Consider the following 22,980-nt stretch of genomic DNA (forward strand, 5'->3'; position numbering starts at 1 on the left):
CGTTTCCTTCAATACCCACGGGCCGGGTCCACGATATTGACCAGCCCCTCGCCGCGCATCCAGCGGCCGAGGTTTTGTAGGAATAGTTCGAACGAGGCTTCTTCCCATTCGGCAAAGACTGACGAACAATGCGGTGAGATGATCACATTTTCCAGCGCCCATAGCGGGCTTATCTCGGGCAGGGGTTCGGTCTCGAACACGTCGAGTGCCGCCGCCGCCACATGCCCGACGCTCAGTGCATCGTAGAGGGCGGTCTGATCCACCACGCCGCCACGCGAGACATCGGCGAAGATTACGCCGGGTTTCATCGCCGCGATCTCCTGCGCGCCGATCAACCCGCGCGTTGCGGGGATAAGCGGGGTCGAGACCGCGATGAAATCCGCGTGCGGCAAAAGGTCGTGCAGATCATCCGCCGCGTGCACCTCATCGACATGTTCCATCGGCTCTGGCCGGGCGCGGGTCCCCAGAACCTTCATACCGAAAGCCCTGGCGCGCGCCGCCACCGCCTGACCGGTATGACCCAGCCCGATAATCAGGAGCGTCTTGCCCGCCAGCGGCCTGACTGTGCGGGCATTCCAGACCCGCGCGTCCTTGTCCTGTTGCAGGCCCGAGATATCCAGCGTGAAATGCAAAAATCCGCCGAAGATGTATTCCGCCATCATCCCGGCCGCCACGCCCGCAGCATTTGTAACGGTGGTCTTCTGAGGGTCCCATTGGCCGAAATGGTCAGTACCCGCCCCGCCATTGGCGACCCAGCGCGGGCCACCCGCGCCAAACAGCGCGTCGCGCGGAAAGCCCGGAGTGCCTGCGAAGCGAACCGAGTAAACAATTTCGGGCCGGTAGCTGTCGATCAGGGCGGGAAGCGTTTCGTAACTGTTGCACTCACGATATTCCGCCTGCGGGAACGCGGCGCGCAACCATCGGGCAAGCGGCGCCGTATTGCTGTTATGCAGAACAATACGCGGCGTGTCAGACATGGTTTTCCTCCATAGACGCACGAACAAGTGCTGTCAGTTCACTGAATTTGGCTTCCGGCTGCATCAGCCGCTCGCGCATCTCCCAGAGCGCCGTGACGCGGGGCTCTGGGTGTGCGGCGGTCATCATGCGGAATTTTGCCTCGACCTCGCTCATGTCCATGGGCGCTTCGGGTCCGCCACGCGCGTGCACGTCGCCTGAGGCAAGCCTGCTGCCGTCCTTCAGCGTCACAATGACATCGGACCACCGCCCGGCGGGAAAGCGTTTGCTGTGCCGATCTTCCTCACGCACTGCAATCAGCGCCAGCATTTCGGCCACCTTCGGGTCGCTCAGGGCTGTACCGGTAATGTGCCCCGGCCCGATCCGGCCATGCACCAGCATCACGGCCAGCGCGAAGGGAAGGGAATACTGGGCCTGCGATGTGGTTGCGGGCATGCCGGGGAACAGCGCCGCGGCCTCGGAAAATGTGTTCACCTCGATCCGGGTCACGTCGCCTGCGGAGAAACCGTGATCCCGCATCAGACCGGACAAAGCATCAAGCGCCGCATGCGCCCAGCGGCAGATCGGATAGGGCTTGATGTAGTTGTGCTCGATGGTCCAGACCTTGCCCAGATCAGACCAGCAATCTTCCACCTCATCAGCCTCGACAGTGATAGCAGGCGCACCGGTAAAACCGTCCATCGCCAGCAACGCCGCCATCGCCCCCACCAGCGCGCCCATACCTGACCCATCGTGCAACATCGTCGGATTGGCGATCTCGCGCATCATCTGGCTGCGCGGGCCGTGGTACTCGGCAATCCCGAGCGCCTGGCGCAGCTGGCCGGGATTTGCGCCCAGCAGACGGCACCCCAGCGCCGCCACGCCCAGCGCGTTCCATGCCCCGGATGTGTGATAGTCGCTAACTGTTGCATGCAAGGCAAAGGCTGCTCGGGAAGCGACCTCATAGGACATGACGAGCGCAGATAGTGCATCGCGCGCGGAAAGCTCTGGTCGGGCTTCGGCGAAGGCAAACAGTGCGGGCACCACAGCGCAGCCGATATGACCCTTGGTTGGATTGAGGCCATCGTGGGCGTCGAGGTTGTCGATCTGGGTCGCAGCGGCAAAGACGGCACCGGGGATTGAGGCGCGGCGGCCATCGAACATCAAATGGGCCGCGTGTTCCGGGGCACCTGCGCCGTGAAAGGCAAAGGCGTGATCGCGCGCAATCCGTCCCGCCTCCATATGCGCAGCCCCTGCCGCCACGCCGAATGTGTCGATCAGCAGCGTCGCGGCCACGTTAAGCGCGCTTTGCGGCATGTCTTGGCCCGCAAGCACGAATTCGGCGATCCGGTCAAAGTTCATAGCCGTTCCCTTTCCAGTAACTGGCCATATCCCGGCAGGGCTTCGCTGATACCGGCAAGCTGCATGGCCTGAAACATCATCGCCTGGTTCGAGCTGATCACCGGCTTGCGCACTTCAGCCTCCAGACGGCCAATGCTCTCGACACTCCGCATGTCGGTGCAGGACAGCACAATTGCTTCGGCCTCTGGATGGTCGGTGGCAAGGCCCAGGTCGAACACCGCCTGCGGGTCCAGATTGCCCTGTCCGTAGTTGTCCAACGCATCGCTGACCTCGGACCGGGCCACGGTTTCAAAACCGGTCTCGGCCAGAAATCCGACGGCCAAGTCGTTGATCGCAGATACGTAAGGCGAGGCAAAACCGATGCGGTTCACGCCCAGAGTTTGCAGCGCATGCACCAGTGCCCCGGCTGCCGTTACGGTCTCGGCCCCACTATCGGCCTTGATCCGTTCGGCAAGCGCACGGTCGAAGGCCGGGCCATGGGTCAGCGTGGCCGAGGTACAGCCATAGAGGATCACATCCGGGCGCACACCCTGCAACAGGTGCAGCGGTTCATCCAGATCAGCCGCGCCCAGCCCGTGCATCTGGTCCGCATCCGGGATCTCGTCCTGATCATAGCCCCCCATACGGGCAAAATGCATGGACACGCCGTCAGGGCGTAAAAGCGCCATGTCAGGTTCGAGATTTGTATTGGTGAAGGGCACCAGAATGCCGAACCGGGCACGTCCGCGCGATTGTGTCATGTCTTTTCCCCCTCTGCCCTGCGTTCCAGAATCCCGGCGGCGATGTCGATATCTACCGCGACACCGATGGTCGCGCGTAGGCAATCTGCAAGCCCAGCCCCGCCTTGCGGACGCAGAAACACACCCTCCGCACGAAGGGCTTCGTCAGCGCGGTGCGCCTTCTCCGGGCTTGCAAATCGGATCAGGATGAAATTGGTGAAACTCTCTGGCACGTCCAACCCGGCCTGCATCAGCCGTTGGCGCAACCCATCGCGCAGTCTCACCGTTTTCTGACAGGTCGCACGCATATAGCCCTGATCCAAGAGTGCGGCTTTTGCGGCCGCCTGACCGGCAAGCGAGATGTTGTTGGGGTTCATCACCTTGCGGATCTCGCCAGCAATCTCCGCCGGGAACAGCCCCCAACCCACCCGCATACCGGCCAGCCCATATGCCTTGGAGAAGGTGCGCAGTACCACCGTATCGCCATGTTCGACCAGATCGAACATGGGCTCACCCAGATGATCGGCAAATTCGCCGTAGGCTTCGTCGATCACCAGCAGGGTATCGCCCGACAAGCCCTCGCGCAGACGAACAAGGTCTGCGCGTGAGATACGGGTGCCGGTGGGGTTGCCGGGATTGGCAACGAATACGATGCGGGTGTCGGGCCGTACAGCAGCCAGCAGAGCATCGACCGAAACGCGCCCGTCGCATTCAGGGGCCACATCAAAGCGCGCCTGCACCAGCTGCGCGGCTGTTCGGAAGAAGGGATAGGCGTGCTGCGGGGCCAGCACCGCGTTTTGCTCATCGGCAAAAGCCTGCACGAGGCAGGCGATCAGCTCCATCGAACCGTTGCCGCACAGGATACCTTCTGCGGGGATGCCGTGCAGACCAGACAGCGCCAAACGCAATTCGCCCCAGTCCGGATCGGGATAGAGATGCCCTGCCTTCAGCGCTTGCGCACCGGCCTCGATGGCAAGCGGGCTGGGTGGGCGTGGGCTTTCGTTCTGAGACAGCGAGATCAGGCGCTTTACCTCGGGCGCGTTCAGTTGAGCCAGGGCATAGGGCGACATGGAGGCTATATGGGCAACGGGGCTGATCATGGCTTCATCCCATAGACTTCGCGCGCCACCTTCCGGCTTATCAAACCTTCCTCAAGGTCACGCTGAACATCTTCGCGCGGGCGATCCTGCGGATTACCAAAACCGCCACCGCCCGGGGTTTCGAAGATCAGAGTTTCACCTGCCTTCACCCGGACCTCGCCCTTGCCGGGCAGGTCAGGCCCTTCCTGGCCAATGCGGATGCGTCCCGGCGCACCGTTTGCTGCGCCAAACCGCCCGCGTGCGGGGTTCAGAACCCGTTCGACCGAAAGAAACAGCATGAAATCCTCATCTACCGCAGATCGCATCTCGATATGCTGACCCAGCCCGCCGCGTGTCCGCCCGGGCCCACCACTGTCGGGCTTGAGCTCGCGCCGGGTGATCAGAACCGGCGCGACCGCCTCGGTGGTTTCCACCTGCGAGCCCCAGACGCCCGAGGGAAAAGCGGTGGCCGACAGCCCGTCCAGACCAGGCCGTGCGCCAGTTCCGCCGCTGAACACCAATTCCAGCGCGAATTGTGTGCCGCCCTGCGAAACCGCCTCGGGAGTGTGGCGCAGCGGCAGGTTATACATGCAGGATGCGCCCTCGGCAGGCACCTGATCCGGCAGAACCTGTGACAGGCAGCCATAGACCAGATCGGGTGTCATCTGGCCCAGCGTGTGGCGCATGGCCACCGGCGCAGGCGGCTGTGCGTTCAGGATGCAGTTTTTTGGCCCGATGACACGGAAGGGTGCGAGCGAGCCCGCGTTGTTGGGAATATCCGGCCCGATGATGCAGCGAAGGGCAAACACTGAATATGCAGTGGCATAGTTGAGCGGCACGTTGATGCCCTTGTTCGACAGGCCCGATGTGCCGGAGAAATCCAGTGCAACGCGATCCTCGGCAATGGTCAGGGCAGCATGCAGATCAATCTCTTGCTCATATCCGTCCACTTTCAGAACATTGTGCCATGTCCCATTGGGCAATTCCGCGATGGCCTCAATCGTACCGCGATATGAGGTGTCGATGATGTAGTCGGCCAGTTCATCCAGATGGTCGATGCCGAACTCATCCATCATGCCCGCAAGCCGCTCCGCGCCGGCCTCGCAACAGGCGATCAGCGCATAGATGTCGCCCTCGTTGGCGACGGGTTCGCGCGAATTGGCTTTGACGATCTCCATCAGGAGGGAGTTCAACATACCCTCGTCCATCAGTTTGCAGGGCGGGATGAGCAGCCCCTCGTCATAGATATCCGTGCCCTCTGGCCCCATGCCAAGCCCGCCCAGATCGACCAGATGCGAGGTGCAGGAGGTAAAGCCGACCACGCAATCTTTATAAAACACCGGCATCATCAGCAGGAAATCGTTCAGATGCCCCGAGGCAATCCAGGGATCATTAGTCAGATAAATGTCGCCGGGCTTCATATCCTGAAGCTGAAACCGGCTGCGCAGGGTCTTTACCGCCTCGGCCATGGTATTGATATGACCTGGCGTGCCAGTCACGGCCTGGGCGAGCATCCGGCCTTGCAGATCAAAGATGCCGGCGGAAATATCGCCGCATTCGCGCACGATGGGGGAAAAGGCGGCGCGGATCAGCGCCTGACCCTGTTCCTCGACCACGGCCAGAAGCCGGTTCCACATGACCTGCAGGCGGGTGTCGGTGGTGCTCATTGGTCGCCCTCCCGGTTGCGTGTGAGCCAGATATTGCTGCCGCCATCCACGTGCGCCGCGAAATCGGCACTGACGAATGTGGTAGTCTGCGGCTCGATGATCAGGGCGGGGCCATCAAGATGGTCGCCGGGTCTGAGCACCCCGCGCTCATGGATTTCCGCCTCGCGCCATTCACCGGTGACATCGCACAGGACGCGCCGCTGCCCGGACGGTTGCGCGGGCTGTTTCACGAGGATTTCGGGGTAATGCTCCAGCGCTGGCGGTTCGGAAGCAACCTCAAGCGCCCAGTTCAGGATCTCGATCTTCATGCCCGGCACAGCGCGGCTGAACTGGCGGCTGTATTCCTCCTCGAAGGCGCGGCGAAGTGCAGGAATATCCGTCTCTTCCAAAGCCCGGTCAGGCAGCGGGATTTCAATCTCGTGCCCCTGCCCGTGATAACGCATGAAAGCCTGCCGCCGCCGGGTCAGCAGGCCCTCTGGCGCACCTGCCCTCACCACGGCCTCGGCCTCGACGATCATTGCGCCAAAAAAGGCGTTGAGCCCATCCAGATCAAGCGTCTCAAGTGTGCTATAGCGCGAGCGGATGATCTCGAAAGAGACCGGCGCGAACAGGAACCCCACTGCCGAGCCGACCCCGGGATCGCGCGGGATCAAAATGCGGTCAACCTGCGCACGCCGCGCCACCCGGGTGGCATGCAGGGGGCCATTGCCGCCAAAGGCGATCATCAGCCACGCGTTCAGATCCTTGCCCGACTCCACCGCGTGCATTCGCCCTGCGGCGGCCATGTTCTCATCCACGATCTCGCTGACCCCATAGGCGGCCTGTACGGCCTCAAGCTCCAGCGTCTGCCCGACGCCCAAGGCAAGCGCCCTTTCCGCCGCCTCCATGTCGATCCTGAGCCGCCCTTCGGCAAAGCGTCCGGGTTCGATCAGCCCCTGCATCACGTCGGCATCGGTCACCGTCGGCTCGGTTCCGCCCTTGGCAAAGGCGGCGGGTCCGGGCTCGGACCCCGCGCTCTCTGGTCCGACCTGCAGGCGGCCCAACCGATCCACATGGGCGATCGAGCCGCCGCCCGCGCCGATCTCGATCATTTCGATCACCGGGATGCGCACCGGCATGCCCGAGCCCTTGATGAACCTCGCCGCGCGCGCGATTTCGAACTTGCGCGCGGTCTGCGGACGGTATCGGTCGATCAGACACAGCTTGGCCGTCGTGCCCCCCATATCGAAACTCAGCACCTCGCGCTCGCCGGTCTCGGCAGCGATGCGCGCGGCCAGAATGGCCCCTCCAGCAGGGCCGGATTCCACCAGCCGGATCGGCAGACGCGCGGCGGTTTCCATCGTCGTCATGCCACCGCCCGCGGTCATCATCAGGATCGGGCAAGTCAGCCCCTCATTACTGAAACGTGCCTGGAAATCGGTCAGGTAGCTGGCCATCTGAGGCTGGATATAGGCGTTGGCGATGGTGGTTGAGAGCCTGTCGAATTCACGCGCCTCGGGGCTGACCTCATGCGATAGCGAGATCACCAGATTGGGCATTGCCGCCAGCAGAAGATCGCGCAGCCTCAGTTCATGTGCCGGGTTGGCGTAGGCATGCATCAGACAGATCGCTACGGCTTCGGTGCCACAGGCCGCTAGTTCCCCAGCCAGTCGGGCAACGCCCTCCTCATCGAGCGGTTGCAACACCTGCCCACGCGCATCCATCCGCCCTCCGATGGTAAAGGCACGCGAACGCGGCACGATCAGATCAGGTTTGACCAGGTTAATATCATACTGGCTGTAGCGGCGTTCATAGGCGATCTCGAGAATATCGCGGAACCCCTCACTCGTCACCGTGGCCACAACCGACCCGCGCCGCTCGATCAGAGCATTGGTGGCCAGTGTCGTGCCATGGATGAAGCCGCCGATTTGCGACCAGTCTGCCCCTGTCGCGGCCAACACATGTTCGGCACCCGCAAGCGCCCCAAGGGTCGGGTTTTCAGGGGTGGTCGGTGTTTTGGTGGTGGCAAGGATATGCCCCTGCCCATCAACCAGGACTGTGTCAGTGAAAGTGCCACCAATATCGACGGCAAGGCGTAACCCGTTCGTGTTGTGCATGTAGAGAAACCAAAAAAGCGGGAAAGTCAGAAGAGGTGTGGATACCCGGTTCAGCAACTGCTGAATCGGCCAATAGGCAGCTTCACGTCATACCACGAGATCACAGCCGATTGCCCGACGTCCCTGGTTTACCATCATGCATTGCGCCATATTTGGCCGCTCTCGCTCTTTCCAACTTCAGAAAGGCTGCCCGAGCACAGGACGGGCTGTCAACAGAAATGTGAACCTGTCCAGCAGGCACTCGCGATCGCAGTGTTACTTGCAGATGGCAGCAACCAACTCACATATCAGTGTTCGTTCTCAGGAAATTTTCCCATGACTAATGTCCGGTTTCACCAGTATTTCACACCTTCGGGCAAGCTGCAGCATTTGTTATTTTGGGCTCGATCCGGACCTTCGCCCCAAGAAGCCCGGATAGTCGCATCGCGGACAAAAGCGTACCTTTACGGAAAGTTCCTTAAGGTCTGCTTCTGTTAACAGAAGGGGCAACACGACGGCCGCCCCCTTGACTTAAAATGTGATTGCCAGACTTACAGGGCTCCCACAGCTGTGCTGCGGATGTCTTGCCACTGGTTTTCGGCTTTTGAGATCGTGCCCGCGCGGTCTTTGTTGAATTCATCAAAGATTGCTCGATTCAGGAACACGTAGAGCTTGTCGTCGATGACGGCGTGGAACTCGGGGTCACCGTCGAACTTTTTACCTACGGAAACACCGAAGGTACAGTAGCCACCGTTCTGGGGCAGGTACGCCGCAGGATTTGCTTCAAAGGCTTTCATGTTGGCTTCTGAGGTGAAGTAGTAAGCCACGTCATCATGGACGGCGGTGAATGCAGCGGAGCCCTCAACCGGGTTCGCAGTTGCGATGAACTCAACCGGATCCACCCCATGCAGGCCCAAAGGCGCACCGGCTGCGGTAATTCCACGCGATACGTTGTATTCGTCAGCTGCCATGGCAGCTGTGCCGCTGAAAGCGAGACCGGTCAAAAGAGCGGAGGCTATTGCAAGTTTCTTAATCATTTGGAATTCCTTTTTTTGACTGCGAGGCTCGACCGCCGAGCACTCGCCTTGTGCTGAAAGGATTATCCTCTAAGAACTATCAATCAACTATACAGCCCAATATATGAACAGATAGTATCGTATTTCGAACGATCTGACTATTTTGTGGCGGGGCGGATTATTCGATTATTGAAACGGAACTGCGGGTTGGGACGAGTAGCCATGTCATGAAACGCAAAAGGGGCCGCATCAAATGAGCAACCCCTAGCAACGTCACTGTGCCTCAAGCGCTCAACGCCGCGTCTTCTGGTTGATGTAGTCCAACAACCAAGAGGACCGTCCCGCCGAGCAGTGCATAATACCAGAAATCAAGACCCGTAAAGCCGAGCAGGAACGGTGCGGCAACAAAGGTCACACCGACAAGGGAGTCGACCGTGAGGTGCAAGCTGTACGGCAGCACCCGAATAACACCGAGGTGATGATCCGTCAGGACCGTTAGCCCGAAGGCGGCGACCCCGGTGGCAACCGAGAGCCAAAGCGCCAGTGGGTTTTCCGCTCCCAGCCCGAAAACAAATGGCATGACAATGAGGCCAATGGCGACAGGATAGTCGAGATATGCGTGGATGGTTTTGGTGACAAAGCGTAGAGACATGGTGGTTTTCCTCTTGTTTTAAACTGCGGCGCAGCATTGATGAGGCCAAGTTAGGCCTTCGACAGAGGTCAAACCATGTCCGAAAGTTTGGAATACTGCACAGATCGTTCAGACTTACGAACGAACGAGGTTTCGTGATTTTCGGAACTCTGCCGGCGTCATCCCGGTCTCTTTTTTGAAAACTCGTGTGAACGACGAGTCCGAGGCATATCCGGCATTTTCAGCGGCTTCTGTGAGAGAGGCGCCAGGCTCTTGCAGAACTTTCTTGGCAAGTTCCATACGCCATCTCGTGACGTATTCCATGGGCGTCATGCTCATCGTTTTCTGAAACTGCACGGCAAAGCTGGTACGCGACATCCCTGCGGCCTGGGCAAGTGTTTCCACGGTCCAGCTATCGGCCGGAGATTTGTGAAACGCATCAAGAGCACGGCTTAGATTCTTGTCCGAAAACGCACCCAAACCCCACTCCGTGGCCTCGTCACCATCAATGAAGCTGCGGATGGCCTGCGCCAGTATCGCTTCTGACATTTTCAGCGCGATCAGGTCTCCACCCAGTTTTGTCCCACCGGCCTCTTCACCAATCATACGAAGCGTGGCTTCCATCCAGCGACCGGCGCTTTCACCGTAGTTTTTGAGGTGGATATACGGTGGCAGGCGGTCGAGCAGAATGTGCTTTGAGCTTGGGTCAAATGAGAAATGCCCGCAAACAAGTTGCGTTTCGCTCTGCGGCTCGTCACCACCAAAAACCAGTACGCCTGACCCATCGTAGCCCGACTTTTCCAAAACGGCGTCAAGCGGCAGGACCGTCTTCTCTGGCTCATGACCGCAATAGAGCGAATGCGACGCCCCATGCGGAATGATAACAAGATCGCCCTGCGCCAGATCTATAACCGTATCGGTACCTTCGACGCGCACAAGGCAGCTACCGCGATGGGCAAAGTGAAATCGGGCCACGTTCTCATAACCCGGTACGGCGACGCCCCAGGGCTTGGTGAACGATGTACGGAAGTACAGCGTCCCGCGCATGGACAGGCTGGTCAGTATGTGGCTTAGAAGATCAAGCATTCCTTCTGTCTAAGCAGCTAGTTGCGAATGTACAGGGCTGTGAACGATCTGCACAGCTTTTGGAACGTTTGGCTATACCGTAGTACGGTGGGTTCCTTGTATTGTGATGGGCCACGCGATCAGGACAGAAATTGAAGCCGATGATCGAGATAAAGCGAATTTGTGAACCTCCATCAGCTGATGACGCACACCGGGTGCTCGTTGATCGAGTTTGGCCGCGCGTGGCCTCTAAAGAAGTCGCAAAACTGGATGACTGGATGAAAGATGTCACTCCAAGCCCCGAGTTACGTATATGGTTCGACCATGATCCAAAGCGGCCGCTGGAGTTTAAATTACAGTATCTCTTTGAACTGAAAGGGGCCGTACGGAACGCCTGTGTCAGTGAGTTGAAGGAGAGGGGTTTGACCGGCACTCTCACTCTTCTCTTCGCCGCGAAAGATGATCGTCACAACCACGCGCTCATCCTCCTGGAAATTCTTCGGCGCGAACAGAACTGATCAAGTTCCACCAAAGCCGGCATAAGCTGTGATACAGCAATATGGCCATTTGGGCTCGCAGCGGCCGTTCTCTGCGGCAAGCATAGAGGGTAGGATGAGCCAATTGCGGCTGTTGGACACGCTAAGGTCCATTGCATGTGCGGCAAGGCGCAAACCGCACATTCCGGACGTTCAGAACCAGGTGGCAATTAGCAGGTGAGCGTGCCAAATGCCGTTGGTTAGATTCAGTCCGTTTCGCCAAAATAAACGAAGCTCATCTTGTTGCCATCAAGATCACGGACATAAGCTCCGTAAAAATCAGGCCCATATTGCGGGCGCGGCCCCGGCTCCCCCTCATTGGTGCCACCAGCAGAGAGTGCCGCTGTATGGGCCGCTTTAACTTCAGCCTCATTTTCGCATAGCAAACCTACCATATTACCATTTCCTGGCGTTGCTACTTCCTTATTAAACGGTGGCGTTACCCAAATCCGGCCACCGCCGCGCAGGCCATAGCAAAAACCATGGGGCATGAATTCCATTACCACCTTGCCGCCAACTAGGGGTAAGACGGCATCAAAATAGGCCCTTGCCATTGTTACATCGTTGGAACCGATCATCACATAATTTAGGGACATTGTACGCCTCATCTAAAAGTGGAACATATAAGGAACATTTGACATCCCATCGGCTATTCCACAACCCCCGACGTACTCAATTTCGATGGGGACTTGCGCCCAAAAACTCTGCTTTCCCTCAGGGCATTTGGCAGGATGACTCTAATCGCATTGGGAATCTTTTGCTGGTCTCGGGACGGACTAACACAAAGATGGCGAGAAAACCGTTTCTCGAAAAGGTGGGCTATATCGGGGAAACGTGTGCAAGCTCATGGATTTGGGCACAAGATACGCTCAATGAACAAGACTGGAACCTTGAACTGGTTCAAGCATGTGAGCAGAGGATGTTAGTAAGTTTAAGAGCCGCTTCAGACTTTCGCAGTGAATATACCGCCCTTTGGCGCGAAATCTCCAACGATGGTTCAAAGCCCAAAACGGACATTCATTGTGTCAAATACTAGAGCTCTAGCACCAGCTTGGACGACTTTGAACGCGACACGCACAAGCAAATTTGCTGGTTTGCCCGACGCTGCTTTGGAGAGAGAAAACTATCACGGTGATCGGGTTCACCTTCAAGCGCTCTCGTCACGCAAGTCCCGCAAACGCCTTGTTCACAGGAAAACGCGGCGTCAATTCCGTGCGCTTGAAGTACATCCAGGATCGTTTCTTTCGCACCAACTTCTAGGGTCGTTTCACTTTGGGCAAGCTCAATTTGGAAGGGTGCAGTCGGACCAATATTTGTAGCTGGATTAGCTGCAAAACGCTCCAGCTTGATGTCAGCAGCAGGGATCGTTTTCAGCGCTGTACTTTCTGCTGAGGCCATAAATAAACCCGGGCCACAAATGTAAACCTGCGTTCTAGGCGGAGGACTTGCAAAAACAGCCTTCAGTCTCGCCTTCGTCGCAGCCACATCCAATCCTTCGTGAAGCGAAACTCTGGTCGCAAAGCTGCCCCTAAGCAGTCGGTTCTGAAAGGCAGTATGTTCCGGGCCGCGCGAGAAGTAGTGGAGCTCGAACGAACGACCCAGAGCGTTGAGACGATCCGCCATGGCAATGATTGGTGTAATGCCAATGCCGCCAGCCAGCAACACGGCGTGCGGGGCGGATTCATACAATGAAAAGTTGTTGCGCGGGCTTCCTATTTCCAAGCGATCCCCTTCCTGTACCGACAGGTGCATCAGATCGGATCCGCCTCGCGAAAGCTCCACTTGTTTGACAGCAATCATGTAGTGATGCCGATCATTCTGATCGCCGCATAACGAATACTGGCGGATGATCCCTTCTCCGCAGTGCACGTCTATGTGAGCGCCCGGTTCATAAGCAGGTAACTTGAAAAAGCCTGTTTTCCTAAGCAGAAACGAACGAATACCTTCACCTTCACTTGCTATCTTGACGACTTTGACGTTGATAAGCGACATAGCCCAGACTCCTCATTGATGGATCGGCTGCATTCTTTCCAGACCGTCCTTCAGTTTTTCCAGTTCGGCCCCGGGCATGGAAACTGTGGTTGCATCATCAGGATAGGACCCATCTAAAACTGCCGCTCGATATCGAGAAAGTGCTTTCAGGCGCTCAGCGGCCAATTGCTTGCGGATGGCGCGGACATCTCCATAGGCTTTTGCATGACGTGGTGGATTTTCGGTGTCCCCGCAAAGATCCGACATGTAAGACAAAACAATATCGCCAGACGACCCCGCACCAATTGTGACAGTAATCAGCTTCGAGCGCTTCTGAATTTCGACAAGCGCTTCGTGCGCGACACATTCCACTTCGCAGCAATACACACCTGCCTCTTCAAGCCTGCGAAAGTCCTGCATGAGGCTCATTGCTTCTTCTGCGGTCTTTCCAACCGTACGCAACCCACCAAATTGAGTGGCACGTGCAGGGAAGAGTCCTGTATGCCCCTGAACACTGATACCTTCACGCGCGATCCTTTCTATCGTCCGCAATCCTCGCGGGGAATAAATCGCGTCTGCTCCACTGGCCATGGCGTCAATCGCTCCCCCAAGTGCCTCATCTTCTGTCACGTACTGGCTCATGTATTGCGCGGCAGTTATGAAGATATGAGGGGCGGCAGTTCGGATGCCTGCGGTGTTGTCGCAACTTATTGTCACGCTATCGATCTCTTGAGCTGCGGCGGCTTTGGCCTCTTCAGCATCAGAGGCGGTGACTTGCGTCATCTTTTTGCAGGCTGCCTTGTTAGTGAACATGCACTCGACCGTTAGGTGACGCTGAGCAGGTTGGCCGCCGTAAGTGTAGATATTTTTCATCGGGTGTTCGTCCTGTGCGGGCTAGTCATTTCGGCGCAAAAATCAGTTTTTTTCGCGCTCGAATGCGTTTCGTGGCCTCAGGTGTGCCGTCGTGAAAACTGCCAAACCAGCGGTCGAGCGGGATCTCTTCGGATCCGTAGTTGCACTCAAAATACCGATGATGCAGTTGATGGTGGAAGGACCCTGCTTTTATCGCCTGTTTGTCTTTGACGAACAGTTTGTCAAAGCCTGCATGGGAAAACAGCGCCCCCAAGCTAAGTGAATACATGTGGAAAATCACATGAAGTGGGTCCGATGGCAGTACGAAATGTATGAGGATGCTTGAAAAGTAACAGAAGCTCTCGACAGGGTGCATTGCCAGCCCCGACCAGGGCCCGACATTGACGTTTCGATGATGCAAGTGATGCACATTCTTGAACAGCCAAGGGATATGGATCAGCCGATGAACCCAATAGAAGTGAAATGACTGCCAAAAACGGAGCACAAAGAAGAACAAGATGAACCAAACAGGTGACGCGCTAAAGCCGTTCAACGTTGGCACCCAGCCGTTGGAGGCAAGAAAGAAATAGAGAATGGACCAGCCAGACAAGCAGACGACCGCCGATACAAGTGTCCAGAAAACATTGTCCCAAACCTGATCACCGAAGGTAAACCGCGAGCTTTTTTCCATAGGTCGCACGTCGAATTTCTGGCGCGTCTTTTGGCCTGCAAACACATATAGATATAGGTGCAAGATAGTCCCCAGAAGGATCACGGCTCCAAAGTAGATCGCGGCAATCTGGATCATCCAATCTATGGACACGCCCTGCATATCGCTGAACGCTGGTAGAAAAAATGTGACCGTTATCAGAGCAAACAGCAAATGGCTCACCGGCGGCGTTAGCTTGAGCCAAGTCCCTATCAGCCAGTCAAAAGCAGCCCTCGGTTTTGGCGGTATGTCGAATACCGGAGACATCGCAATGGGCAGTTCCGGGTGAAAATTCCACTCACGCGATTTGCCTGCTGGGATTTTGACTACAGTCTTTTCATCATGTGCCGACATCACCTTGCTTTCCATGAACATTCTTCAATTGCATTGGCCAAGCAGACCTGGAAACGCCTACAGGGCGCCCAGCATTTCATTCACCGCGATCATGCCCGGGTCATCCATGCCGACGGTTTGGTCACCGAAAATCCGAGCGCGCCCGATTTTGCATTGCTTGTCTCTGAATTCGGCTAGCGCCGCGGCGCTGGCATCCCGGGCTGACTGTAGCAGCGCCTCTGGCGTATCAAGATCGGCACACGCAGTTCGGATAGCCTCGAGTGAATCCAATACCGTCTTGTCGCCCAGTGACGCGCCACCTCTGCTTATCATCGCTTCAAGCGCTGCTTTCGCCAGGTCCGACATATGCGACCAGCCCACACTCGTCTCACCCTTTGTCTGCTTGGCGACCGCCATCAGCGCGATGCCCATAAGTGTTCCAAAAGATGAGCCGGAAACCTTGGTCATCGCCTTAGCGGCTTGCATGCAGGCCTGTCCAACATCAGTAGGCAGCTCGTCAGCGATGGCGCGCATATTATTAAAGCCATTGATCATGGTGACGCCCAGATCGCCATCGCCGAGCTTTCCATCAAGCTCATTCAATAACTCCCCGGTTACATCAATGTCCTCGGAAATAGCGATGATGGCATGACGCAAGCTATTGGTGGTCAGGCCCATGTTTCAATTCCTCCAGAACGGGTTATTTGCAGGGGCGGAAAGCAGGTTTTCCAACTCATCATCCAGTTTCATCACGGTGATCGATGCGCCTGCCATTTCCATTGAAGTGGCATAGTTGCCAACCAGCGGCTGGATGAGGTTGATATCCTTTTGTTTGAGAATGGCCTTTGCCGCCCGAAACAGAATGTACAGTTCCTCGTTGGGGGTCGCTCCTAGCCCGTTGACCAGCATTGAGACCTTGTCGCCTGCCGTAAGCGTCAGCTCCGGCAGTACGAAGTCCATCAGTTCGGCAACCAGTGCGTCCGCAGTCTTGAGTTTGCCGCGAGACACTCCCGGTTCGCCATGAATCCCCATGCCGATTTCCATTTCGTCATCAGCAATTTCAAAGGTTGGCTTTCCGGCTTGTGGTACAGTGCAAGACCCCAAGGCCACTCCTATTGAGCGACAGTTGGAGGCTGCCCGTTTGGTTACGCCAACGACGCCATCTAACGAGATGCCGGAGGCGGCAGCGGCACCAGCGATTTTCATAACGTAAACTAACCCGGCCACACCGCGCCGCTTTTCAGCCTCTTCCGGCGGCGCACTTGCCACATCATCACAAACGATGACCTGTTGTGCGGTAATATCTTCCATCTCGGCCATTTCACAGGCCATTGCGAAGTTCATTTTATCACCGCCGTAGTTGCCGATGACGCAAACAACACCGTGACCCCTATCAGCATGTTGAATAGCTTCCAGCATCGGGGTCATATCGGGAGATGCGAAGACATCGCCAACCGCGCATGCATCGAGCAGGCCATCGCCGACGTAGCCCGCGAAAATTGGCAGATGTCCAAACCCTCCACCCGAAACAACGCCGACCTTGTTCTCACCCGACTTGGTTTTGCGCAGCATTCGCCCGGTCGAACCGTCAACAGTGAATGTTGCCGGGTGAGCCAAGCTTAAGCCATCCAGAACTTCGTCAACGTAGTTCACCGGGTCATTCATCAACTTCTTCATCTGGCTCTCTAGTTTTGCAATATGAAACAAAAGTATTATATTACGAACTTGAGGTGAAGATCAAGCATCTTAATAGTGAACGCAGAACCCTTGTTCCGAATTGCAAAACAAATTATGAGGAAGACATGCAAAGCTCTATCGTCGCCAAATTGTTGAAACTGCTGACAATAATCAGCGAGTCACAGAAACCGATGACATTTTCGGAATTAGTCAATTTCAGCGGAATGAACAAAAGCACAATTCACCGATTGCTGGGCATCTGCTCTGAGGAACAGTTGGTCCAGTATGACAAGTCTCGAAAAGCCTATCTGTTAGGTCCCAAGGTGTTCGACCTGGTTCGTAACGCTTATAGTGGCTATGATATTCAAGCCGTGGCGTTGGATGAGATGTTGCGACTTCACAGCCTCTTTGACGGGAATGTCACCATAGGCATACCGAGTGGGCTGGAAGTTGTTTATCTGCGCATTATCGAAGCAAAATCCGCTACCAGCCCAACACAGAAACCCGGTATGCGAGAGCCAATCCACTGCTCTGCGTCCGGGAAAGCCCTGTTTGCGTTTATGCCAAACAAAATCATTGATGCAAAATTGGCCGAGTATGGCTTTGAACGGTATACCGAACGGACAATCACCGACGCTGAAACCTTCAAATCAGAACTGGAAACCGTGCGCGAGGCGGGCTTTGCCCAGAATGATCGTGAAGAGTATGACTATTTCGGCGGCATATCCGCTCCGATCTTCAATTACCTTGGCGAACCGATTGCGGTTTTGAATATCTGGTGCGTCCAGGCCCAGCACCCCATGTCAGAAATGGTGGGCTGGGCCGATGAACTCATGGCTTCAGCGAATCGAGTCACTAAGTTGGTAGGAGGAGTTCGACCCGATTTAGCGACATTGCGTTCAACTTGAGCTTTCAAACGTTACATATAAAGAAGTGCTTCTTGATGTAGTCGCCGACAACCCACTCGGTCTCCAGCCCTTCTTCTAGGACAAACCCGTCGCCTCCCTTCACCATTACCGATTGTCCATCGCTGGTTGTTATTACCGCCCCGCCTTCAAGGATGTGGCAGAACTCAACTATTCCGTGATAGTTGGCTCGGAACACGCCCTCTGAGCTTTCCCAGATCCCAGACTTCAAGGTGTCATTATTGCCTGAATACATGAGTTCAACAAACTGACGCGGCGCCCCCAAAACGATTTCCGCAGTGATGTCTTTTTCGACTTTCTCTGGAGATTGATCCCCGAATAGCACAATAGCCATAAACCTGATCCCTTCCTGGATTGCGTTGTTATTTGCGACCGAGAATGCCATCCAAGGAGTCGCGTATGGTCATGGCCGGAGCAGCAAGTGGCAGCATCTTGGTTGCCGCCCAATGAAATGGAATTCGCTTAATCGGCGTCACCGGAAATGGAAGGTCTTCTTCACTTCCACCCATAGTCTTATGCACCAGCCCCTTGGCCATGACAGAAGTCATCGCAATGCCGCGACCACTAAAACCGAGAGCCGCGAGCACGCCCTCGTCAGGTTCATGGAGGTGAGGCATCATTTCGGGCGTGACGGCTATACGTCCAGCCCAAACGGTTTCGATGGGAGTATTCTTGAGTTGTGGAAACACAGTGTCGAGCCCGCGTTGCAATCGTTTGATCCCGCCCAGTGTTTCCACACTGTCGTTGCTACCAACGCAACCAAAGATCAGCCGTTTATCTCGGTCGTAGCGCGCGTAGTAGATCGCACGCCGACTGTCGGAGATGGTCACACCTCCTGGCAATACCGATTGCTGTAAGCTATCGCTGAGCGGCGCTGTTGCGAGCGAAATACTAACCATTGGAAAGAACGTTTGTTGCAATCCAGGCCAAAGACCGTTGGTGTAAGCATTGGTGGTCAAAATCACCTGCCGGGCAGTAGCGCTGCCTGTTGAGGTCGCGACCTTCCACTTTCCGTTAACCCTCGACATGCTCCGAACAGAGGCGTTTTCGTAGAGTTGCGCGCCGTGTTTTTCGGCGGCTCGGGCGAAACCCCGTGTCAGAGAAAGAGGCTGTACATGACCGCCACGCTTGTGGAACAGCGCAAATCTGTAAGCTTCAGATCCGCTCACTTTCGCGACTTCTGGGCCTTCGAGAACACCAATTTCTCCGCCAACAGCATTCCATGCCTCTGCCAACTCAATCAGTGAAGCCGCTTCAGACTTGCAGTGCGCGGCCTGAACCCAGCCGTTTTGCTCTGCATCACAGTCGATGTCATATCGCCTGATGTCGGCGAACAGATCATCGGCAGATGTCAGGGTTGCTCGAACTAGTCGGTTAGCGCACGCGTCGCCCAAGCGACCCGCCAAATCCTGCGGCGTTGCTCGCCAAATAGGATTACACTGGCCCCCGCTACGTCCAGAAGCACCCCATCCAATCCTCTTGGCTTCCAGCAATGCAACTTTGGCACCACTTTCTGCCAAACCTAAAGCCGTACGTGTCCCGGATAGACCACCCCCCACAACTATGACGTCAGCGGTGATGTCGCCTTCCAGCAGCAACGCTTCGGGGGCGGGTGCAGCCGTCCGTGACCAATGGACCTCATCTATCGCGGCAGGGATTGGCATGTTTGAATCTCTCTTTGTTTTGTAATACAAAACTTTATTTCCATATAAGGAAACATAGTGGCCGCTTTTATGCGGGTCAATAGGACTTATGACTTAGGCTTGGATGCCTATTTGTTGGCATCGCGAAAACAGCTTCGGATTTGTTCATTTGGAAAAACGTTGACTGAGTCCCGATTCGCAACTTATTCTCATTATGCAAAATAAAAGTTTTGTATTGTGAAATTATCACATCGAACAACAAGGGAGAATAGAATGAAACTCAAAAGCTTTTTGCTTGGAGCGGCCGCAAGTTTGGCTTTGGTGACAAGCGGATCTGTTGCGCTGGCCCAAGAAGATGGTGAGCTTACCGTCGCCTATTTCCTTGAATGGCCAATGCCAATCCTGGCCGCCAAGGCTTCAGGTGCGTTCGAGGAAGAGCTTGGGATGAAAGTAAACTGGGTGTCTTTCGAAACCGGGACCGCAATGTCGGCGGCGATGGCTTCGGGAGATGTGCAAATTGCCGTGTCCCAGGGTGTTCCTCCCTTTGTTGTCGCCGCGTCCGGTGGCCAGGACTTGCAGGTCGTGGATGTCGCGGTCAGCTATTCTGAAAATGACAATTGTGTTGTGCATTCAGATCTGGAAATCGACAAGGATTCTGCAAGCGAACTGGCTGGTAAGAAAGTAGCTGTGCCGCTTGGTACAGCCGCGCACTATGGCTTCTTACGTCAGATGGACCACTTCGGGGTACCACTTGATAGCCTTAAGATCGTTGACATGCCTCCACCTGAAGGAGCCAACGCCCTGGGTCAAAAGGCCGTGGACTTCGCCTGCGGTTATGGTGGCGGTCTTACCAGCATGAAGGAATACGGAAACGTATTGCTGACGGGTGCTGAGAAGGAAGACTTGGGTATCCTCGTTTTTGATGTGATTTCAGCCCCTGCGTCTTTCATCGCTGAAAATGGTGACATCGTAGCCAGGTTTCTGGCTGTAACCGCCAAAGAAAACGAGCGTTGGAATTCTGGGGCTGGTGGCGACGAAATGATGGCCGTGCTTGCGGAACAATCCGGAATGGACCTGGATGCTGCCACTAGCGCCCTTTCGACCATGAAAATGCTCTCGATTGACGAAGCTCTGTCCGACAAGTGGTTAGGCGGAAACGCTGCGACATTCATGAAAGGTGTGGCTGACGTCTTCGTCAACGCAGGTTCAATCGATTCTGCGCTCGACAGCTATGAAGACTCTGTAAATACAGGACCGTTGCAAGCTGCCAAAGATATGTAGGACCGTTTCGGCTGGCGTGATCAACGTTCCACGCCAGCCGCACCGCAGACAAATGAGGCGGGGAAAACTTCGCCCAATCTGCCGGAACTCCGGCACAACGTGGAGGAACCATGACCGGACTTTCAATTGAAAATCTCTCAATGCGCTTTGAGTTACCCAATGGTAGCGCGATCCAGGCTCTAGAGAACGTTTCGCTTCACCTCAAAGAAGGCGAATTGATGAGTGTCTTGGGGCCTTCCGGCTGCGGCAAGACAACACTTCTGAACATCGTTGCGGGCTTTCTGGCACCAACCGGCGGTGAACTGACAATGAATGGGCATAGGATTACCGGGCCCGATGCTGAACGCGGAATGGTTTTCCAGAAAGGCGCACTTTTCGAGTGGATGTCCGTACGCGAAAACGTGGGATTCGGCCCATCGATGAAGGGAACACCAAAGGCTGAAAAAGACAAAACCGTTGATCACCTGCTCGACGTCGTTGGACTTCAGGATTTCAAGGAAAAGGCAGTTTATGAACTATCTGGCGGCATGCAGCAACGCGTTGCGCTTGCACGCTGTCTTGCGAATGATCCCGATGTGATCCTGATGGACGAACCTTTGGGGGCATTGGATGCTCTGACACGTGAAAAAATGCAGAGCTTGGTTCTGAAGCTTTGGAAAGAGACCGGCAAGACAATCATTTTGATCACTCACTCGGTCGAAGAGGCCCTGCTCCTTGGAGAGCGTCTGATTGTCATGGCTCCACGGCCAGGCAGGATCCACAAGGAATACCGACTGCCCTTTGCTGAACTGGGTGTGGGTGCCGATCTACGAGAGGTGAAAAAACATCCGGATTTCGGACCCAAACGCGAAGAGATCCTTTCGATGATCTGGGACATGGAAGAAGAAATCATGGGCCGGACGGAGGACGCAGCATGACCGGGATCTTCGTTCTCTTCATCTATGTCGGCATTTTCGTTGGCTCTTACTTCATTGTCACCAAGGTCGTTCATCACGCGACTGTCCGGGACTTTACCTCACTAAAAACCGTGACGTTTGGAGATGAAAGTGCGGTGCGGCCCAATCGAACCGCAGGGATCATCTCAATCATCACCATCTTTTTCATCTGGGCTATGTTCACCGGTTCCAGCTTGCTTCCAAAATTCCTACATGCACCGGCACCGTTTCAGGGCACTGCCGAGTTCACCTATACGGTCGAGGCAGATGGCAAACGGGATGACGCAACAGTAACAGTTGTAGTCTACCCACGTGAGGAAGAAACCGAAGCACCCGAAGTTGCTCCTGGCGATGGCTTCGCCAAGAACGATTCCTCCGCGCTGGCGCAGTGGCGAACAAGTTTGATCCGGGTCGATTCCAACGACGAAGTCACTAAGAAAGAGGGCGCCGAAGTCGTCGCGATTAACGGCCAGCCCATCAAACGTGGTGAAACTGTTAGAATTGAAAGCGGGACCGTAACTCTCTCTGACAAGGGCACGCCGAATTATGCGCCCAGTCGCGGTTGGCAAATGGAGCCTCTATATTTGCCGCCACCAGAAGAAGTCTGGAGTCGGACGACCAAAATAATCGGTGAAGGCTTTCGGAACTACACACTTGCGGAGCACTTGGGGTATTCACTGTTCCGCGTTATTGCGGGCTTCATTTTGGGCGCCCTTGTGGGTATTCCTTTGGGATATGCCATGGGCCTCAGCGATTGGTTCAGAGGTTGGTTCGATCCGATTGTGGAGTTCATGCGCCCGGTTCCGCCGCTCGCATTGATCCCACTGGTTATCATTTGGTTCGGCATCGGAGAAACGGGCAAAATCATTCTGCTGTTCCTGGCGGCACTTTGGATCATGGCGATAGCGGCGCGATCAGGTGTTTCAGGAGTAAACATTTCTAAAGTTCATGCGGCCTACTCGCTTGGCGCCAACAAATGGCAAATCATGCGCTACGTGATTGTCCCCAATTCACTCCCGGAAATTTTTACCGGCGCCCGTGTCGCGATGGGTGTCTGCTGGGGGACCGTTGTTGCTGCCGAACTTGTTGCCGCTGAGCAAGGCGCAGGGATGATGATAATGGTCGCCTCAAGGTTTCAGAACACTGACATCGTCATCCTGGGCATCACACTGATTGGCGTGATTGGGTTCGGCATCGACATGCTAATGCGGTGGGCCGAACGGTGGCTTGTTCCTTGGAAAGGAAAAGGCTGATCCCGAACCTCCCTGAGGGACCCCTTGAGCAGTTCTCCATGACTGTTCGCACTACCGGGCAATTCATTGCCCGGTCTTTTTCATTTGTACTTTCTTTCATTCCGCTCCTGACCAAACTGCAGGAATGGGCATTCCGCCTAACTTGCGCAGTCTGATGTTTGCGTATTTCAGCAGTATCGCAGCTTTTGCCTGAACCACTGCCAACTAGTCTCGGCAGGATCGGTTATTTGGTTTTCGTTGTGTGGTATGCGGATGTCTTCGGTACTGGCACTTTTGCTGGTTAAGAAATGTTGGCT

23 protein-coding genes are annotated in these 22,980 nt (G+C 55.8%); 6 read left to right on the forward strand and 17 right to left on the reverse strand.

What is annotated here, in order from left to right:
* Positions 1 to 8: 8 nt before the first annotated feature.
* The 9 genes from Q1B13_RS00055 to Q1B13_RS00095 all read right to left on the reverse strand — a co-directional run bounded on the left by Q1B13_RS00055 (position 9) and on the right by Q1B13_RS00095 (position 10,589).
* A complete protein-coding gene (locus Q1B13_RS00055) occupies positions 9 to 977 on the reverse strand; it encodes a D-2-hydroxyacid dehydrogenase (RefSeq protein ID WP_281995180.1) in 969 nt (322 codons plus the stop codon).
* Positions 970 to 2,316 (reverse strand): MmgE/PrpD family protein, encoded by a 1,347-nt coding sequence (locus Q1B13_RS00060; RefSeq protein ID WP_281995179.1) that lies wholly within the window; start codon positions 2,314 to 2,316, stop codon positions 970 to 972. The genes Q1B13_RS00055 and Q1B13_RS00060 overlap by 8 nt, the downstream gene beginning before the upstream one ends.
* Positions 2,313 to 3,056 carry an Asp/Glu racemase gene (locus Q1B13_RS00065; RefSeq protein WP_299076704.1) on the reverse strand — a complete coding sequence of 248 codons (744 nt, stop codon included), beginning with the start codon at positions 3,054 to 3,056 and terminating at the stop codon, positions 2,313 to 2,315. The genes Q1B13_RS00060 and Q1B13_RS00065 overlap by 4 nt, the downstream gene beginning before the upstream one ends.
* Positions 3,053 to 4,135, reverse strand: coding sequence for a histidinol-phosphate transaminase (locus Q1B13_RS00070; RefSeq protein ID WP_281995177.1), 1,083 nt, complete (start codon positions 4,133 to 4,135; stop codon positions 3,053 to 3,055). Before Q1B13_RS00070 ends, Q1B13_RS00065 begins: the two co-directional genes overlap by 4 nt.
* On the reverse strand, positions 4,132 to 5,781 hold the full coding sequence (locus tag Q1B13_RS00075; protein ID WP_281995176.1) for a hydantoinase B/oxoprolinase family protein: 1,650 nt from the start codon (positions 5,779 to 5,781) through the stop codon (positions 4,132 to 4,134). The genes Q1B13_RS00070 and Q1B13_RS00075 overlap by 4 nt, the downstream gene beginning before the upstream one ends.
* On the reverse strand, positions 5,778 to 7,877 hold the full coding sequence (locus Q1B13_RS00080) for a hydantoinase/oxoprolinase family protein (protein WP_299076707.1): 2,100 nt from the start codon (positions 7,875 to 7,877) through the stop codon (positions 5,778 to 5,780). Before Q1B13_RS00080 ends, Q1B13_RS00075 begins: the two co-directional genes overlap by 4 nt.
* A gap of 530 nt (positions 7,878 to 8,407) precedes the next feature.
* Positions 8,408 to 8,893, reverse strand: a complete 486-nt coding sequence (locus tag Q1B13_RS00085) for a YHS domain-containing (seleno)protein (RefSeq protein ID WP_298936838.1) — start codon at positions 8,891 to 8,893, stop codon at positions 8,408 to 8,410.
* A 262-nt stretch (positions 8,894 to 9,155) separates the two neighbouring features.
* Positions 9,156 to 9,524 carry a hypothetical protein gene (locus Q1B13_RS00090; RefSeq protein WP_299076710.1) on the reverse strand — a complete coding sequence of 123 codons (369 nt, stop codon included), beginning with the start codon at positions 9,522 to 9,524 and terminating at the stop codon, positions 9,156 to 9,158.
* Positions 9,525 to 9,638: 114 nt separating this feature from the next.
* On the reverse strand, positions 9,639 to 10,589 hold the full coding sequence (locus tag Q1B13_RS00095) for an AraC family transcriptional regulator (RefSeq protein WP_299076712.1): 951 nt from the start codon (positions 10,587 to 10,589) through the stop codon (positions 9,639 to 9,641).
* A 140-nt stretch (positions 10,590 to 10,729) separates the two neighbouring features.
* On the opposite strand from Q1B13_RS00095, the gene Q1B13_RS00100 reads away from it, so the two are divergent.
* Complete coding sequence (locus Q1B13_RS00100; RefSeq protein WP_299077883.1) at positions 10,730 to 11,086, forward strand: DUF488 domain-containing protein; 357 nt, start codon at positions 10,730 to 10,732, stop codon at positions 11,084 to 11,086.
* Between the two features lie 224 nt (positions 11,087 to 11,310).
* Here Q1B13_RS00100 and Q1B13_RS00105 read toward each other — a convergent pair whose 3' ends face one another.
* Positions 11,311 to 11,700, reverse strand: coding sequence for a VOC family protein (locus tag Q1B13_RS00105; RefSeq protein ID WP_299076715.1), 390 nt, complete (start codon positions 11,698 to 11,700; stop codon positions 11,311 to 11,313).
* A gap of 38 nt (positions 11,701 to 11,738) precedes the next feature.
* Here Q1B13_RS00105 and Q1B13_RS26990 point away from each other — a divergent pair, with 38 nt between their 5' ends.
* Positions 11,739 to 12,140 (forward strand): DUF1524 domain-containing protein, encoded by a 402-nt coding sequence (locus Q1B13_RS26990; protein WP_366870771.1) that lies wholly within the window; start codon positions 11,739 to 11,741, stop codon positions 12,138 to 12,140.
* Here Q1B13_RS26990 and Q1B13_RS00110 read toward each other — a convergent pair.
* Genes Q1B13_RS00110 through Q1B13_RS00130 form a run of 5 tightly spaced genes read right to left on the reverse strand, consistent with a single transcriptional unit; the run spans position 12,137 to position 16,646 of the window.
* Positions 12,137 to 13,096, reverse strand: coding sequence for a PDR/VanB family oxidoreductase (locus tag Q1B13_RS00110; RefSeq protein ID WP_299076719.1), 960 nt, complete (start codon positions 13,094 to 13,096; stop codon positions 12,137 to 12,139). The two genes, Q1B13_RS26990 and Q1B13_RS00110, sit on opposite strands and share 4 nt — an antisense overlap.
* A gap of 12 nt (positions 13,097 to 13,108) precedes the next feature.
* Positions 13,109 to 13,948 (reverse strand): 3-methyl-2-oxobutanoate hydroxymethyltransferase, encoded by an 840-nt coding sequence (locus tag Q1B13_RS00115; RefSeq protein ID WP_299076722.1) that lies wholly within the window; start codon positions 13,946 to 13,948, stop codon positions 13,109 to 13,111.
* 25 nt (positions 13,949 to 13,973) lie between these two features.
* Positions 13,974 to 15,011, reverse strand: coding sequence for a sterol desaturase family protein (locus tag Q1B13_RS00120; RefSeq protein WP_299799538.1), 1,038 nt, complete (start codon positions 15,009 to 15,011; stop codon positions 13,974 to 13,976).
* 36 nt (positions 15,012 to 15,047) lie between these two features.
* On the reverse strand, positions 15,048 to 15,647 hold the full coding sequence (locus Q1B13_RS00125) for a dihydroxyacetone kinase subunit L (RefSeq protein WP_299076727.1): 600 nt from the start codon (positions 15,645 to 15,647) through the stop codon (positions 15,048 to 15,050).
* 3 nt (positions 15,648 to 15,650) lie between these two features.
* A complete protein-coding gene (locus tag Q1B13_RS00130) occupies positions 15,651 to 16,646 on the reverse strand; it encodes a dihydroxyacetone kinase subunit DhaK (protein WP_299076730.1) in 996 nt (331 codons plus the stop codon).
* A gap of 125 nt (positions 16,647 to 16,771) precedes the next feature.
* On the opposite strand from Q1B13_RS00130, the gene Q1B13_RS00135 reads away from it, so the two are divergent.
* On the forward strand, positions 16,772 to 17,554 hold the full coding sequence (locus Q1B13_RS00135) for an IclR family transcriptional regulator (RefSeq protein WP_299076733.1): 783 nt from the start codon (positions 16,772 to 16,774) through the stop codon (positions 17,552 to 17,554).
* 4 nt (positions 17,555 to 17,558) lie between these two features.
* Here the strand turns inward: Q1B13_RS00135 and Q1B13_RS00140 are convergent, their stop codons facing one another.
* Complete coding sequence (locus Q1B13_RS00140) at positions 17,559 to 17,957, reverse strand: cupin domain-containing protein (RefSeq protein ID WP_299799540.1); 399 nt, start codon at positions 17,955 to 17,957, stop codon at positions 17,559 to 17,561.
* Entirely contained in the window at positions 17,935 to 19,170 is a 1,236-nt protein-coding gene (locus Q1B13_RS00145; RefSeq protein ID WP_299799542.1) for an FAD-binding oxidoreductase, read from the reverse strand. The genes Q1B13_RS00140 and Q1B13_RS00145 overlap by 23 nt, the downstream gene beginning before the upstream one ends.
* Before the next feature lie 318 nt (positions 19,171 to 19,488).
* Here Q1B13_RS00145 and Q1B13_RS00150 point away from each other — a divergent pair, with 318 nt between their 5' ends.
* The 3 genes from Q1B13_RS00150 (at position 19,489) to Q1B13_RS00160 (ending at position 22,684) form a co-directional block, all read left to right on the forward strand.
* Positions 19,489 to 20,496: an ABC transporter substrate-binding protein gene (locus tag Q1B13_RS00150; protein WP_298936847.1), complete on the forward strand. Its 1,008-nt coding sequence runs from the start codon at positions 19,489 to 19,491 to the stop codon at positions 20,494 to 20,496.
* Positions 20,497 to 20,606: 110 nt separating this feature from the next.
* The gene (locus Q1B13_RS00155) at positions 20,607 to 21,413 is read left to right on the forward strand and encodes a taurine ABC transporter ATP-binding protein (RefSeq protein ID WP_298936848.1); all 807 of its coding nucleotides are present in this window, start codon (positions 20,607 to 20,609) and stop codon (positions 21,411 to 21,413) included.
* 5 nt (positions 21,414 to 21,418) lie between these two features.
* Complete coding sequence (locus tag Q1B13_RS00160; protein WP_299077886.1) at positions 21,419 to 22,684, forward strand: ABC transporter permease; 1,266 nt, start codon at positions 21,419 to 21,421, stop codon at positions 22,682 to 22,684.
* Positions 22,685 to 22,980: the final 296 nt, after the last annotated feature.

Source organism: uncultured Ruegeria sp., assembly GCF_947489545.1.
GTDB lineage: Bacteria > Pseudomonadota > Alphaproteobacteria > Rhodobacterales > Rhodobacteraceae > Ruegeria.

What these genes read in the sequence shown, in the direction of transcription:
- Q1B13_RS00105 (WP_299076715.1), bottom strand. Translation starts at nt 11,700, where the DNA reads ATGTCCCTAAATTATGTGATGATCGGTTCCAACGATGTAACAATGGCA.
- Q1B13_RS00155 (WP_298936848.1), top strand. Translation starts at nt 20,607, where the DNA reads ATGACCGGACTTTCAATTGAAAATCTCTCAATGCGCTTTGAGTTACCC.
- Q1B13_RS00080 (WP_299076707.1), bottom strand. Translation starts at nt 7,877, where the DNA reads ATGCACAACACGAACGGGTTACGCCTTGCCGTCGATATTGGTGGCACT.
- Q1B13_RS00150 (WP_298936847.1), top strand. Translation starts at nt 19,489, where the DNA reads ATGAAACTCAAAAGCTTTTTGCTTGGAGCGGCCGCAAGTTTGGCTTTG.
- Q1B13_RS00055 (WP_281995180.1), bottom strand. Translation starts at nt 977, where the DNA reads ATGTCTGACACGCCGCGTATTGTTCTGCATAACAGCAATACGGCGCCG.
- Q1B13_RS00090 (WP_299076710.1), bottom strand. Translation starts at nt 9,524, where the DNA reads ATGTCTCTACGCTTTGTCACCAAAACCATCCACGCATATCTCGACTAT.
- Q1B13_RS00110 (WP_299076719.1), bottom strand. Translation starts at nt 13,096, where the DNA reads ATGTCGCTTATCAACGTCAAAGTCGTCAAGATAGCAAGTGAAGGTGAA.
- Q1B13_RS00065 (WP_299076704.1), bottom strand. Translation starts at nt 3,056, where the DNA reads ATGACACAATCGCGCGGACGTGCCCGGTTCGGCATTCTGGTGCCCTTC.
- Q1B13_RS00075 (WP_281995176.1), bottom strand. Translation starts at nt 5,781, where the DNA reads ATGAGCACCACCGACACCCGCCTGCAGGTCATGTGGAACCGGCTTCTG.
- Q1B13_RS00115 (WP_299076722.1), bottom strand. Translation starts at nt 13,948, where the DNA reads ATGAAAAATATCTACACTTACGGCGGCCAACCTGCTCAGCGTCACCTA.
- Q1B13_RS00130 (WP_299076730.1), bottom strand. Translation starts at nt 16,646, where the DNA reads ATGAAGAAGTTGATGAATGACCCGGTGAACTACGTTGACGAAGTTCTG.
- Q1B13_RS00095 (WP_299076712.1), bottom strand. Translation starts at nt 10,589, where the DNA reads ATGCTTGATCTTCTAAGCCACATACTGACCAGCCTGTCCATGCGCGGG.
- Q1B13_RS00135 (WP_299076733.1), top strand. Translation starts at nt 16,772, where the DNA reads ATGCAAAGCTCTATCGTCGCCAAATTGTTGAAACTGCTGACAATAATC.
- Q1B13_RS00060 (WP_281995179.1), bottom strand. Translation starts at nt 2,316, where the DNA reads ATGAACTTTGACCGGATCGCCGAATTCGTGCTTGCGGGCCAAGACATG.
- Q1B13_RS00120 (WP_299799538.1), bottom strand. Translation starts at nt 15,011, where the DNA reads ATGTTCATGGAAAGCAAGGTGATGTCGGCACATGATGAAAAGACTGTA.
- Q1B13_RS00140 (WP_299799540.1), bottom strand. Translation starts at nt 17,957, where the DNA reads ATGGCATTCTCGGTCGCAAATAACAACGCAATCCAGGAAGGGATCAGG.
- Q1B13_RS00125 (WP_299076727.1), bottom strand. Translation starts at nt 15,647, where the DNA reads ATGGGCCTGACCACCAATAGCTTGCGTCATGCCATCATCGCTATTTCC.
- Q1B13_RS00100 (WP_299077883.1), top strand. Translation starts at nt 10,730, where the DNA reads ATGATCGAGATAAAGCGAATTTGTGAACCTCCATCAGCTGATGACGCA.
- Q1B13_RS00070 (WP_281995177.1), bottom strand. Translation starts at nt 4,135, where the DNA reads ATGATCAGCCCCGTTGCCCATATAGCCTCCATGTCGCCCTATGCCCTG.
- Q1B13_RS00085 (WP_298936838.1), bottom strand. Translation starts at nt 8,893, where the DNA reads ATGATTAAGAAACTTGCAATAGCCTCCGCTCTTTTGACCGGTCTCGCT.